The 12766-nt window shown below is 73.0% G+C and carries 12 protein-coding genes; 5 read left to right on the top strand and 7 right to left on the bottom strand.

Annotated features, from left to right (window positions below; all coding sequences use genetic code 11):
- Positions 1 to 131 precede the first annotated feature (131 nt).
- Together AN218_RS01740 and AN218_RS01735 are read left to right on the top strand one after the other, a co-directional pair.
- Positions 132 to 575: a DUF2267 domain-containing protein gene (locus tag AN218_RS01740; protein WP_375537887.1), complete on the top strand. Its 444-nt coding sequence runs from the start codon at positions 132 to 134 to the stop codon at positions 573 to 575.
- Positions 576 to 692: 117 nt separating this feature from the next.
- Positions 693 to 2150, top strand: a complete 1458-nt coding sequence (locus AN218_RS01735; protein WP_079131725.1) for a GAF domain-containing sensor histidine kinase — start codon at positions 693 to 695, stop codon at positions 2148 to 2150.
- A gap of 60 nt (positions 2151 to 2210) precedes the next feature.
- Here AN218_RS01735 and AN218_RS01730 read toward each other — a convergent pair whose 3' ends face one another.
- On the bottom strand, positions 2211 to 2975 hold the full coding sequence (locus AN218_RS01730) for a response regulator (RefSeq protein WP_079131724.1): 765 nt from the start codon (positions 2973 to 2975) through the stop codon (positions 2211 to 2213).
- Between the two features lie 225 nt (positions 2976 to 3200).
- Here AN218_RS01730 and AN218_RS01725 point away from each other — a divergent pair, with 225 nt between their 5' ends.
- A complete protein-coding gene (locus tag AN218_RS01725; protein WP_070014647.1) occupies positions 3201 to 3767 on the top strand; it encodes an Rv1733c family protein in 567 nt (188 codons plus the stop codon).
- 74 nt (positions 3768 to 3841) lie between these two features.
- Here AN218_RS01725 and AN218_RS01720 read toward each other — a convergent pair whose 3' ends face one another.
- From AN218_RS01720 to wrbA, 3 genes are all read right to left on the bottom strand, one after another.
- Positions 3842 to 4981, bottom strand: coding sequence for a nitroreductase family protein (locus tag AN218_RS01720; protein WP_070014646.1), 1140 nt, complete (start codon positions 4979 to 4981; stop codon positions 3842 to 3844).
- 273 nt (positions 4982 to 5254) lie between these two features.
- Positions 5255 to 7084: a glycoside hydrolase family 3 protein gene (locus AN218_RS01715; RefSeq protein WP_070014645.1), complete on the bottom strand. Its 1830-nt coding sequence runs from the start codon at positions 7082 to 7084 to the stop codon at positions 5255 to 5257.
- Between the two features lie 227 nt (positions 7085 to 7311).
- Entirely contained in the window at positions 7312 to 7956 is a 645-nt protein-coding gene (gene wrbA / locus AN218_RS01710; protein ID WP_070014644.1) for an NAD(P)H:quinone oxidoreductase, read from the bottom strand.
- A gap of 780 nt (positions 7957 to 8736) precedes the next feature.
- Between wrbA and AN218_RS01705 the strand changes: the two genes are divergently transcribed.
- Positions 8737 to 9753, top strand: a complete 1017-nt coding sequence (locus tag AN218_RS01705) for a sigma-70 family RNA polymerase sigma factor (protein WP_070014643.1) — start codon at positions 8737 to 8739, stop codon at positions 9751 to 9753.
- A gap of 516 nt (positions 9754 to 10269) precedes the next feature.
- Here the strand turns inward: AN218_RS01705 and AN218_RS01700 are convergent.
- Positions 10270 to 11316, bottom strand: coding sequence for a P1 family peptidase (locus AN218_RS01700; protein WP_070014642.1), 1047 nt, complete (start codon positions 11314 to 11316; stop codon positions 10270 to 10272).
- A 44-nt stretch (positions 11317 to 11360) separates the two neighbouring features.
- Between AN218_RS01700 and AN218_RS01695 the strand changes: the two genes are divergently transcribed.
- Positions 11361 to 11567, top strand: a complete 207-nt coding sequence (locus AN218_RS01695) for a hypothetical protein (protein WP_070014641.1) — start codon at positions 11361 to 11363, stop codon at positions 11565 to 11567.
- A 7-nt stretch (positions 11568 to 11574) separates the two neighbouring features.
- Here the strand turns inward: AN218_RS01695 and mscL are convergent, their stop codons facing one another.
- Together mscL and AN218_RS01685 are read right to left on the bottom strand one after the other, a co-directional pair.
- The gene (gene mscL / locus AN218_RS01690) at positions 11575 to 12141 is read right to left on the bottom strand and encodes a large conductance mechanosensitive channel protein MscL (protein WP_070014640.1); all 567 of its coding nucleotides are present in this window, start codon (positions 12139 to 12141) and stop codon (positions 11575 to 11577) included.
- A gap of 72 nt (positions 12142 to 12213) precedes the next feature.
- The coding region (locus AN218_RS01685; protein WP_338059591.1) for a hypothetical protein at positions 12214 to 12766 on the bottom strand (553 nt) is incomplete at its 5' end.

Here is a 12766-nt window from a genome sequence, read left to right as displayed (position 1 = left end):
GCCCGCACCCCGCGCACCGGACGCCGGGCCCGGGGTGTCGGACACCGGGCCCGCGGTCACCCGCCACGGTGGCGGCCGCGGCGGCGCGGCCCCGTGAGCCGTACGTACGGCAGCCGACCCGCACGGAGGGGATGGCAGGAGCGATGCGCTACGAGGACTTCACCGGGCAGGTGCAGGCACGTGCCGGTCTGGGGAGCAGGCAGGCGGCCGAGCAGACGGTGCGCGCGACCCTGGAGACCGTCGCCGAGCGGGTGCCCGACGGCGTCGCCGACCACCTGGCGGCCCAACTCCCCAGGGAGGCGGCCGAACCGCTGCGCCGCGTCGTCGCCGTACACGAGACCTCGCCGCACGAGCGCGCGGAGCAGCGGGTGCACGGCGAGCGGTTCGATCTGCCCGTCTTCGCGGGCCGGGTCGCCTGGCGCGCGGAGACCTCCGAGGAGGAGGCGCTGCGCCGGGCGGGCGCGGTCCTGGAGGTACTGGACGCGGCGGTGGCGCCCGAGCTGATGCGGAAGCTGGAGGACGTCCTCCCGCCGGACATCCGCGACGTACTGCCGTCCGGCCGGGCGTCCGGCTGACCGGCGGCCCGCACCGGGCGCGGGCGGGACCGTACGGACCATGCCGTACGGACCTCGCGGAGCTACCGTTTGGACCAGGGAAACGGACATATCGTCCCTGGACTCCGCGGAGGGCCGATGAGCGGCACTGTGCCTCATGTGGACGGCGAGGACCCGGGCCGCAGGTCCCGGCGCGGCCCCGCCACGGGCGGAGTGCGCGACCGGCACGACGGCCGGGACCGGCGTGACCCCCCCGCCTCGCATGACGCCCCGGACCCGCGCGACGACCACGGCCCCGGCGGGACCGGCGGCCTCGGCGGTCTCGACCACGAGGACGAGACCGTGCTCTCCGCGCTGGCCGCCGCCGCGGGCATGGCCATCGAGAACGCCCGGCTGTACGAGGACGCCCGCTACCGGCAGCGCTGGATGGAGGCGAACGCCGAGGTCACACGGGCGCTGCTCTCCGGCGGTGCCGAGCAGCACGTCCTGGGTCTGATCGTCGAGCGGGCGCGCACCATCCTCGCCGCCGACCTCGGCGTCCTCGCGCTGCCCGAGGAGGACGGCGACGTCCTGCGGGTGGCCGTCGCGACCGGCGCCGACGCCGAGTACCACCGCGGTCTGCGGCTGCCCCGCGACGGCTCCTTCGCCGGGGCCGCCATGGCGTCGGGCGAGGTCACCGTCAGCGCGGACGTGGAGAACGATCCGCGCGTCACCTCCGGCCCGTCGCGCTGGGAGGGCCTCGGGCCCGCCGTCGCCGTACCGATGACCGGGAACGGCGTACCCCGCGGAGTGCTGCTGCTCGCCCGCCGCACACCGCGGCCGCCGTTCGACGAGCCGCAGACGGCGCCGCTGAGCGCGTTCGCCGGCCAGGCGGCCGTCGCGATGGAACTGGCCGAACGGCGGCGCGAGGCCGAGCAGATCACGCTGCTCGAAGAGCGCGACCGCATCGCCCGCGATCTGCACGACCTGGCGATCCAGCGGCTGTTCGCCACGGGCATGACCCTGCAGAGCGCCGTGCCGTTCGTGGAACATCCCAAGGCGGGCGAGCGGCTGCTGCGGGCCGTCGACGACCTCGACGCCACCATCAGGATCATCCGCTCCACGATCTTCGGCCTGCGCACGCACGACGAGGACACCGACGGCGCGGGCCTGCGCACCCGCGTCACCGAGGCCGTACGGGACGTCACCTCCGCGCTGGGCTTCACACCGGTGCTGAGCATGGACGGCCCGCTGGACACGGACGTGCCCGGGCCGATCGCGGACGAGGCGGTCGCCGTACTGCGGGAGGCCCTGTCGAACGCCGCCCGCCACGCGCACGCGCACGGCGTGGAGGTCACGGCGAGGACGGCGGACGGCGTCTTCACGCTCACCGTCGTCGACGACGGCACCGGGATACCGGCGGACGCCCGGCACAGCGGACTGCACAACCTCGCGGAACGGGCCGCCCGCCTCGGCGGCGGCCTGCGCCTGGACACACCGCCCGGGGGCGGTACGAGTCTGACGTGGCACGTTCCCCTGGAGGGCGCGGACGGTGCGGTCGGTGACGGGGGCGGCGATGAGGACGGCAATGGGGACGGGGGCGGCGCGGGGCGCTGACCGTACGGGCGTCGCGGCCGGCGGCGGGCCTCCGTACGGCGGGGTTCCGGTACCGGCGGTTCAGTGCCGGGGGCCGCGCGTCCGGTTCCGGTCCGGACCCTGCGCGGAACCGTGCCCCTGGCCACGCTCCTGACCCTGACCCTGCGTACGCGACTGCGCCTGCGTCGCCAGCACCGCCGCCTGCACGCGCCGCTCCACGCCGAGCTTCGCCAGCAGCCGCGAGATGTGGTTCTTCACCGTCTTCTCCGACAGGAACAGCCGCCTGCCGATCTCCTGGTTCGTCATCCCCTCCCCGATGAGCTCCAGGATGTCCCGCTCCCGCGGCGACAGCCCCGCGAAGGCGTCGTCCGGATGCTCCTCGCCGCGGGCGTCCGGGCCGCGCAGGCTCCCCATGAGCCGCGCCGTGGTCGCCGGATCGAGCATCGACTGTCCCGCCGCGACCGTCCGTACGGCCGAGACCAGGTCCGAGCCCTTGATCTGCTTGAGCACATAGCCGGAGGCGCCCGCCATGATCGCGTCCAGCAGGGCATCGTCGTCGTCGAAGGACGTCAGCATCAGACACGCCAAGTCCGGCATGCGCGACCGCAGTTCACGGCAGACCGTCACGCCGTCGCCGTCGGGCAGCCGTACGTCCAGCACCGCCACGTGCGGGCGGAGCGCCGGGCCGCGGGCGAGAGCCTGCTCGGCGGTGGCCGCCTCGCCGATCACGTCGATGTCCGCCTCCGCCTCCAGCAGGTCGTGGACGCCGCGCCGCACCACCTCGTGGTCGTCGAGGAGCAGGACACGGATCGGGTTCTGCTCGGAGTAGGTCCGCAGATCGCTCATGTCGCACTGCTTCCCCTCGCACTTCCGCTCGTAGCGGCTGCCGCCGTCATCCTCGCCCCGGCGGGGACCGCGCGGACAGGGCCGAACGGTCCCGTACGGGCGGCGGAGGGGACCACTCGTACCCCCAGCGGTGGACCTTTCGGCCCCCCTTGGAGCACGTCCCCCGGATCACCTCGCACCCGTAGCCGTTCCGTCGCTGCGAGGGGAGTCGAGGGGAGCCGGCACATGAGGACCAGGAGATGGCTGTGGCGCTGGCGGAAGAATCCGCTCAAGCGCCGTTCCGACCACGCCGAGGCATGGGCGGGGCTCGCGGCCGCTGTGATCATGGCGGTCGGCGCGCCGCTCACGGGAGCACTGGCCGCGGACGAGGCCACCTCCGCACTCCGCGAACAGCCCGGACTGCACCGGGCGTCCGCGGTGCTGCGCGAGGACGCCCCCACGACCGACGGCGTCGTGACCGTCTCCGACGAGCCGACCGTGCTCACCGAGGTCCAGTGGACGGGCCCGGACGGCCGCCCCCACACGGGCCGCGCACCCGTCGAGAGCGGCACCGGCCAGGGCACGCGCGTACCGATCTGGCTCGACGGGCGCGGACAGCCGCACGAGCCGCCGCCCGACGCGTCCGAGGTGGCGCTGGAGAGCGGCGCCGCGGGCGGCGCCGTCGCCGTGGGGACCTGCTTCTTCGTGGGAAGCGCCTGCTGGGTGGTACGGCGGCGCCTGGACGCCCGGCGGGAGAAGCAGTGGGAGAGCGAGTGGGCCTTCGTCGGCCCGTACTGGACCCGCCGCGAGTAGCACGCCCCGCCCGTGGCGCGGCCCGCCGTCCGTCAGGGGACGACCGTCAGGGGGCGTCCATCAGGGGACAGCCGTCAGGGGATGACCTCGAGCACCTCGCCCACCGGGCGGCGTGCGGTCGGCGGCCCCAGCCGCCCGTATCCCATACGGATCACCATCTGCACCGGTCCCGCTCCCCACACCGGGTCGCGCAGCAGCCAGCGCAGCTCGGGACGCTCCAGCGCCTTCGACGCGAACGACGTCGCCAGGCCCTCACGGGTCGCCGTCAGCACCATCCGCTCCATGGCCTGTCCGGCGATGAGCCAGTCGACGGGGTGGTCGTGCTCGGTGCACAGCAGCCCCAGATGCGGAAGATGCCCCTCGTCGGGCGTCGTGGCACCGATGGTCGGCTGGCTCCGGCCGCGGGTGAAGTCACGCACCGGCGCACCGTTCCCGTTGCCGCCGCCGTTGCTGCGGCGGCTGCCGTCGACGGTGCCGGCGCCGTCGGTATGGCCGCGGCGGTGGGCGTCGGCCTCGGCGCCGTTGCTGTGCGTCCCGCTGTGCGCGGGCGTCTCGTGCGCTGTCGTCTCGTATGCGGTCGTCTCGTATGCGGCCGTCTCCTCCGGGACCGCGTCCGAGAGCTGCACGCCCGTACGCGCCCAGCGCGCCGCGTCCGTCTCGCCTCCGTCCGGGCCGCCGCCCGTCTCGTCCAGCTCGGCCTCCTCGATCACGTCGAGGACGAGGGAGAGGTGCCAGCCGGAGAGGAACGCCATGCGTGCGCCCTCCGCGCGTGCCTCGCCGATCAGCAGGTCCGCAAGATCGACGGGGATCGGGCGCTCGGCGAACGGGAAGTCGCCCGTACGGCGCTCCGCGATCGCCCCGTACAGCCGCCACAGTCCCGCGTCGAGCGTCTGTGCCGTCTCGCGCAAGGAGACCGAGGCCAGCGTCTGCCAGTCGTCCGGGTCGGGCAGCAGCGTCACGACGGGACGGAACCCGGCGTTCTGCGCCGCCACCCGCAGGTTGAACAGGGCCGCGCCGCAGCCCAGATGGAGCGAGCGCAGCTCCGGATCGGACCGCGGGACCGTACGTCCGGGGTCGGCGCGCAGCGTGATGCAGTCGCCGCCCCTGCTGTACAGGAAGCGCCAGGGCTGTGCGTTGTGCAGCGACGGCGCCAGCGAGGCGTCGCGGACCAGCCCCTGGACCACCTCCTCGCGGGCGAATGAGGTGGACACCATCGAACTCCCTCCCCGGGACCGGGTCGCGTGCGGGTCGCTTGCGCGCCCTCACCTGCCACCCTCCTGCTGCGGCGACACCGCGCCGAGGGTCCGTACGGTCCCGATGGCGGGACGAAAGTCCTTCGCCCCGAAACCCGCAGCCCGCGCCCGCACAGCAGTGACCCGCACAGCAGTGACCCGCACAGCAGAGAGGGGCGGGACCCCGCGGCCCCGCCCCTCGGTGTGCTCGTCCGTGTGCTCGTCGCCGGGGCCTCCGTGCGCCCGGCCGTCCCGTCAGTAGTGCAGCCCGTGCCCGAACTCGTAGAGCGTGCCCTCGTCTTCGTCGAGCGCGGGCACCGCGACCGGCAGCTTTCCACCGGGGTCGATGTCCCCGTACAGGGCGCGTACGACGGACGCCAGCGACGGCTTCCCGTACGAGAACGTCACCAGACAGGCCGGCACCCCGGGGAAGCGGGCGATGTCGTACGGATTGCGCACCGCGACCGCCACCACCGGCTTCCCGGCCTTCACCAGCGCCGTGACCAGGTCGCCCTGCGCGGCGCCCTTGTCCTTCGTCGCGGCGGCGCCGTTCGTCAGCACGACCGTCACCTCGTGGTCGCCGGCCGCCGCGACGGCCTCCTCGATCTTCGTCGCGTCGGGCGCCGCGCCCGTCGCCAGCGGCGTGGCCGACTGCCCGGGCCGCTTGCCGACGGCCGCGGCGAGCGTGGCGACCTGCTCGGTGTCCCAGCCGGTGACGAGCACGTCCCGCGGATCCGAGGACAGGGGCAGGGTGCTGCTCTCGTTGCGCAGCAGCGTGACCGTACGGTCGGTGATCCGGGCCGCCTCCGCGGTGTGGCGGCGGCTGCCGACGACGCGCTCGGCGCGGTCCTCGTCGACGTACGGACGTGGGAACAGCCCGTTGCGCAGCTTGTGTTCGAGGATGCGCAGCACGGAGGCGTCCAGCCGCTCCCGCGTCACCTCGCCGCTCTCGACGGCCTTGAGCACGGCGGCGTGCGCCGTGTCCGCCTTCGGCGCCAGTACGAGCTGGTCGCAGCCGGCCTTCAGCGCCCGTACGGGAGCGACGTGCGGCGGGAAGTCCTCGGTGGCGCCGCCCATGTCGAGGGCGTCGGTGACGATGAGGCCGCGGAAGCCCAGCTCCTCGCGGAGCAGCCCCGTCACGATGGGCTTCGACATCGTGGCGGGGACGCCGCTGGAGTCCAGCGACGGAACGACGATGTGGGCCGTCATGATCGTGTCGACGCCGCGCGCGACCGCGGCACGGAAGGGCGGCAGATCGATCGTGTCGAGCTGCTTGCGCGTGTGCTTGATGACGGGCAGCCCCGTGTGGCTGTCGACGTCGGTGTCGCCGTGACCGGGGAAGTGCTTGGCGGCGCTGGCCACATGACCGCGGTGGTAGCCGCGTACGGACTCGGCGACCAGCTCCGCGCACAGGCCCGGGTCGGAGCCGAAGGAACGGACGCCGATGATCGGGTTGTCCGGGTTGATGTTGACGTCGGCGACCGGCGCGTAGTTCTGGTTGATGCCCATCGCGGCCAGCTCGGAGCCGATGATCTGCGACGCACGCCGCACGTCGTCGCCCGAACGGGACGCCGCCAGCGCCATGTTGCCCGGAAGCTGGGTGGCGGGCTCAAGCATCCGGTAGACGACGCTGCCGCCCTCCTGGTCGATGGAGACCAGGAGGGGAATGCGGGCGCCGCTGCGCAGGGCGGCACGCTGAAGACCGTTGGAGAGCCCGGCGACCTGGCGGGCATCCTTGAGATTGTCCGGACCGCGGCGGGCGTCGAAGTAGATGACGCCGCCGGGACGGTACTTGGCGACGACCTCCGCCGGCGTCGCGACGCCGTACAGCTCCTTGTTCTTCGCGTGCTCGGCGTCCGCCGACTTCCCGTACACCTCGACGACGAAGAGCTGCCCGATCTTCTCCTTCAGCGACATCCGGCCGAGCAGGGCGCGGGCCGCGCGCCGGTGGTCGGACCGGCCGTCGGCGGCGTCCGCCGCGAGCGCCGTGCCCGAGGGGGCGAGGGCCGCGGCGAGACCGGCGGCTCCCGCTCCGGCGAGGATCCGTCTGCGGGTGGTGGAGTGCGGTGGCGGCGTCTGCTGCATTTGGGGTGCTCCTCACACAGGGCCACGTCGAGCGGGCGTACGGGAGCGCACATCGTTGCAGCGGGGCCGGGGGAGGACCAGACGCCGCGCTGATGTTCAAGGGTCTGGTCCACTGGCGGCGGGCGGGCTCCGCGTCGGGGTGCCGAGGCCCCCGGGACCGAGGCCCCGGGGGCGGGGGATCCGCAGGAATCTGTCGGGATCCGCGGGAGTTCGCGGGGAGTCTGCGGTCAGGCCGCGAGCCCGGCCTTGACGCCGCGGGCGATCCGTACGACGCGGTCGGCCTGCACACGCGCCGCCGTACGGGCCGTCTCGTCCACGGGGTTGGCGCCCTGGGCGTCCGTGTGCGAGGTGCCGTACGGATTGCCGTCCGTGAACTTCGACGGGTCGGTGTATCCCGGCGAGGCGATGAGGCCGCCGAAGTGGTGGACGGTGTTGTAGAGGGCGAGCAGCGTCGACTCCTGCCCGCCGTGCGGAGAGGCGGACGCGGTGAATCCGCTGTAGACCTTGTCCGCGAGCCTGCCCTCCGCCCACAGGCCGCCGAGCTGGTCGAGCACCTGCTTGAGCTGCGAGGAGACGTTGCCGAAGCGGGTCGGCGTACCGAAGATCACGGCGTCCGCCCACGCGACGTCGTCCGGGGACGCCTCGGGAATGCCGGCGGTGGCCCGCTGGTTGTCGGCCCACGCCGGGTTGGAGTCGATCGCGGACTGCGGCGCCAGCTCGGGCGCCTTACGCAGCCGGACCTCCGCGCCCGCCTTCTCGGCGGTCTCGCTGATCTCCCGGGCGAGGGCGGCGATGGTGCCGGTCGAGGAGTAGTAGACGACGGCGACCTTGAGCCGGTCCGTGCCGTGCTCGGGTGTGGTCGGGGTGCTCATGGGGCTCCTGTCCACGGGTGGTGCGGTGGTGCGATTGCTGTGTTCCGCGGTGCCACGGGCGTCCGCGGGTCACACGTGACCTCTGCGGAGAGAGGTCGTTGAAGCCCCAACTACCCTTGGACGCAGGGGTCATTCAGGGCGAACGGGCACGGTGACCCGTCGCACATGGCCCGCGGGGGCGCGAGGGGGCGAGGGGGCGAGGGATTCGTCCATGAGGCCGGGCGGCGGGTCCGTCCAGGGGGGCGGTCCATGCGCGTCCGCTCATGAGATTGGCCGGATGCGGTCGCGTCCCTTCCGCTTGATTCGCCGCCCGGTCCGATTCCCGCCGTACGCGTCCGACTCCGTACGAACCCGCCCCGACCGCCCGTTCCGTACGATTCGCCGCGCTCGCGCAACCAACGGGCCCTCCCAGTCGTCTTCACAGGGGAGAGCGGTCAGTCGCGCCGCTGTTCAGCGGGCGCGACGCACGGAGCCGACGACGGCGTACGGCTCGTGGCACCGCCCCCGGCGCCGCGCGGATCCCTCGGGATGTTCCCCCGGCACCCGCTCCGACCAGCACCTCCGGAGCATCTCCCGACCCCGGCCAGCCGATGCGGCCCGACAGGGTACTGCATGATCGGGAAATTGACGCGGCGGTTGGGAATTAAGTCCGGTTTCCGCTCGTTGTTTCGTACGGATGGGGGCACCCGGGGGGTGTCCGAGTCCGAACCGATGTAGCCCCCAGATCGACGAACCGAGCCAGCCACCAGATTGACCGAGCCCACTCGCAAGGGAGCACGCATGGCAACCCGTGCCGTCGCCCGTCGTCAGGCCGCCTCCACCGGTGCCACTGACACGGCAAGCAGCGTTCGCGCCGCAGGCAGCGAAGTCGCGGACCGCGACCTGGTCGGCATGTATCTCGACGAGATCGCCCGTACTCCGCTGCTCGACGCGGCAAAGGAAGTCGAGCTGTCGCTCGCCATCGAGGCCGGCGTCTACGCCCGGCGAATACTCGACAAGGAGGAGGAGCCGCTGAGCGGCGACTCCGCCAGTGCGACCGCGACGCGTGAGGAGCTGGAGGCGATCGTCGCCGAGGGCGAGCGGGCCAAGGACGTCTTCATCCGCTCCAACCTGCGGCTTGTGGTGGCGGTGGCCCGGCGGTACCCGCGCAGCGGACTGCCCCTGCTGGACCTGATCCAGGAGGGCAACGCCGGACTGGTGCGCGCCGTCGAGAAGTTCGACTACCGCAAGGGCTTCAAGTTCTCCACGTACGCGACGTGGTGGATCCGTCAGGCCATCACCCGCTCCATCGCCGACCAGTCCCGCACGATCCGGCTGCCCGTCCACCTGGTGGAGGAGCTGGGACGGATCCGGCGCGTGCAGCGCGAGTTCAACAGGGAGCACGGCCGCGAGCCGGAGCCCGAAGAGGTCGCCGCCGAGCTGAGCTCGACGCCCGAGCGCGTCATCGACGTACTGGACTGGGCACGCGACCCCGTCAGCCTGAACATGTCCGTGGACGACGAGGGCGAGACGCAGTTCGGCGACCTCCTGGAGGACACCTCCGCCGCCTCGCCGGAACAGTCGGTGCTGACGCTGCTGCGCCGTGAGGAGCTGGACGGGCTGATCGGCCGCCTCGACTCCCGTACGGCGTCCATCATCAAGGCGCGTTACGGCATGGTCGACGGGCGCGAGCGCACCCTCACGGAGGTCGGCAAGCAGCACGGCCTGACGCGGGAACGCATCCGGCAGATCGAGAAGCACGCCCTGCTGGAACTGAAGCGGCTCGCAACGGACACCGGCTTCGACGCGGCGGCCTGATCCGGTAGTTGGTGGGGGGCCTGTTCCTTCGGACCAAGCGGCTGGCGGAGAAACCGGCGGACATAAGAGCTGGCGGACATAAAAGAACGCGGCAGACACAACAGAAAGCGGCACGGGAACCCGAGGCCGCCCCAAGACGAGTCCCGGTGCCCTCCCCCGAGCGCCGGGACTCTCTCCGTTCGGAGCGCCGGGACGAGTTCCGGGAGTTGCCTACTCCCGGTCTTCCGGTTGAGTCTCCCGTAACCGTCGAGGAGAGCGGGCCCGACGGTTACGGGGTCGGGGGTTGACCGTTACGGGGGTGGAGTTCGAGTTGGGTTGNAGTTGGGTTGGGATGGGGGAGCGGGGGTCCGGGGCAGCGAAGTCTGGGGTTTTGCAGGGGAGTTGAGTTGCGTCCTCTTGGGGCCCCACCCCCCGCCCCCTCCCCACCCCCTCGCTCCCTTGGCTCTCCGCCGGGCGCCCGGCCCGCCCGCCGGCTCGCGCTCGGCTACGCCGCGCTTCCCCGGCCCTGCCGCCCGGTCACCCGTACAGGTCGCGGTAGGACGGGAAGACCCCGCCGGGTCCGTCCACGCCCTCCGCGGCGAGCACGGCCTTGACCACGGCACGGGTGAGTACGTCCGCGGCGGCGGCCAGGACGTCGTTCAACTCCCCGTCCGCCAGGGGGCGTTCGCCCGTCGAGAGGCTGAAGACCGTGTCGCCGTCGTGCATCAGATGCACGGGACGTACGGCACGCGCCAGCCCGTCGTGCGCGGTGCCCGCCATCTTCTGGGCCTGGGCGCGGGTGAGCACGGCGTCCGTCGCGACCACCGCCAGCGTCGTGTTGAGCGGTGGACTCAGTACCCCCGCCGCCCGTCTGCCCGTCTCCTCCCGGGCCTCTGTGAGGCGGCGAAGCGCTGCCGTGTGCGTGCTCTCGTCGGGCACCGGGGGGAGCCCGTCCCAGAGCCGTCCGTAGAGGACGCCCGTGGCCGGGTCGAACGCGGAGCCCGCCGCGTTGACGGCCGTGACCGCGCCGACGGTGATCCCCGAGGGCAGCACCGTACTGGCCGTCCCCGTACCGCCTTTGAGGCCGCCGACCACCGCGCCCGTGCCCGCACCGAAGTTGCCCTGCGCTACGGGAGCGCCCGGTTCCGTAGCCGCTGCCGCTTCCACCGCCTCCCGGCCCAGCCCAGCGTCGGGACGGGCACGCCAGGCTCCGCCGCGGCCCAGATCGAAGAGCACGGCCGCCGGGACGACGGGCACGACCTGTGCCGGGTCCGGTCCCACCGGGACGCCGCGGCCCTGCTCCTCCAGCCAACTCACCACGCCGCCCGCCGAGTCGAGCCCGAAGGCGCTGCCGCCCGTGAGCACCACCGCGTGGATGCGCTCCACGACGTTCCTCGGGTCGAGCGCGTCCGTCTCGCGGGTGCCCGGGGCGCCGCCACGGGAGTCGACGCCGGCGACGGCGCCGTCCTCCGGGGCGAGCACCACCGTCGTGCCCGTCAGCCATCCCTCCCGCTGGTCTCCTGTGCGCTGCGCATGGCCGACGCGCAGGCCGGGCACGTCCGTCAGGGCGTCCTGAGTAGTCATGCGGCATGGATACCAGGCGTACGGGGACGCCGTACGCTTCCTGTATGACCACCGGTTCGCAGCGGCCCGAGGACCCGGCCGCCAGGCTCCAGTTCGACGATCCGCTCAGCCTTCGCTCAGCGGACGACTCCGACACCGGCTGGGGCGAGAGCGGGGCGGGCGGCGGCGCGAGCCGTACGGTCGGAGGCTCCGGGGACTCCGCCGCGGATCTGGCCCGCTTCCTGGAGGAGAAGCCGCCGCACCACCTGTGAGGCCCGGCTACTGCTTGTCCGTGCTCACCCCGGGCTGTCCGCCGCTTCCGTCGCGTTGCCGGCCCAACGAGCCCTGCGCACCCGCGAGAGCGCCCGAAGCGGAGGGGCCCGCCGAGCCGTCGCGCTGCGTCGCGAGCAGGTCGCGGATCTCCGTCAGCAGGTCGATCTCGCTGACCTCCGGCGGTGTCTCCGGTGTCCCCTTGCGGGCGGCCAGCCGCTCCTTGTAGCGGGTCATCGGCAGGATCATCAGGAAGTAGACGACGGCGGCCGTGATCAGGAAGGTCAGTGAAGCGCTGAGCACCGGGCCCCAGTTGATCGGGACGCCCTTGATCACTTCGCCCGTCGACTCGTCGATCTGACAGGGAGCCTTCAGACAGGACCGGTACTCCTCCAGGTCCTTCGTCCCTATGGCGCCCACCAGCGGGTTGATGAGGCCCTTCACGACGGAATCCACGATCTTGCTGAAGGCGGTGCCGACGACGACGGCGACGGCCAGTTCGACCACGTTGCCGCGCATCAGGAATTCCTTGAATCCCGTCAGCAGGCCCTTCTTCTCGCTCTCCGCAGTTGTCACGCTCTTCGACCTGCCCCTTGTCTGCTTCCGTGCGGTACGTACGTCGGTACGCGGGGAGAACGGCGACCTGGCTCAGCACAGCGTCACCGCCAGCCGGCCGTCGGCCCCCGCACCCGCGAGCGCGGTGGCCGTCGCGCGCGGCACCCTGAGCACGACCAGCGCCCCGTCCTCCGTCGCGCCGACCGGGTCAGTCTCTCCCGGCCCGGGCACGCGATCCACCAGCACCCTGCGCGCGACGACCCGGGCCGCCTCCGTACCGCCGGAGCCGGCGATCACATCGACCCGGTCGCCGCGCCTGAGCAGCCGTACCGCAGCGGCGTCCGCGATCCGTACGGGGGCGCGGACCGCCGGGGGAGGCTCCCGGCCGACGGGTGGACGCTCATGTGCCCCCGGAACGGCGGCAGTCGGGCCCGCCGGGGAGGCCCGTGCCGTCTGCGGGGTCGCGGATTCGGAGCGCTCACCGCGGGGGAGCTGCGAGGCGCACGCCGCCGCGGCCACGGCGAGGCCGGCCGCGGTGACGCGTCGCCTTCCGCGTACGAGACGGTGCATACGGTGTCTGCCGCGACGGCCCGGACGTACGGGTGTGAGATTCGGCACCGCGCAAGGACCGGGTACGGGGCCGGGA

The organism is Streptomyces nanshensis (genome assembly GCF_001751255.1).
In the GTDB taxonomy this organism is placed as follows: domain Bacteria; phylum Actinomycetota; class Actinomycetes; order Streptomycetales; family Streptomycetaceae; genus Streptomyces; species Streptomyces nanshensis_A.
Note: the sequence above shows the minus strand (reverse complement) of the source record. Positions and strands in the feature narration are given on the sequence as shown.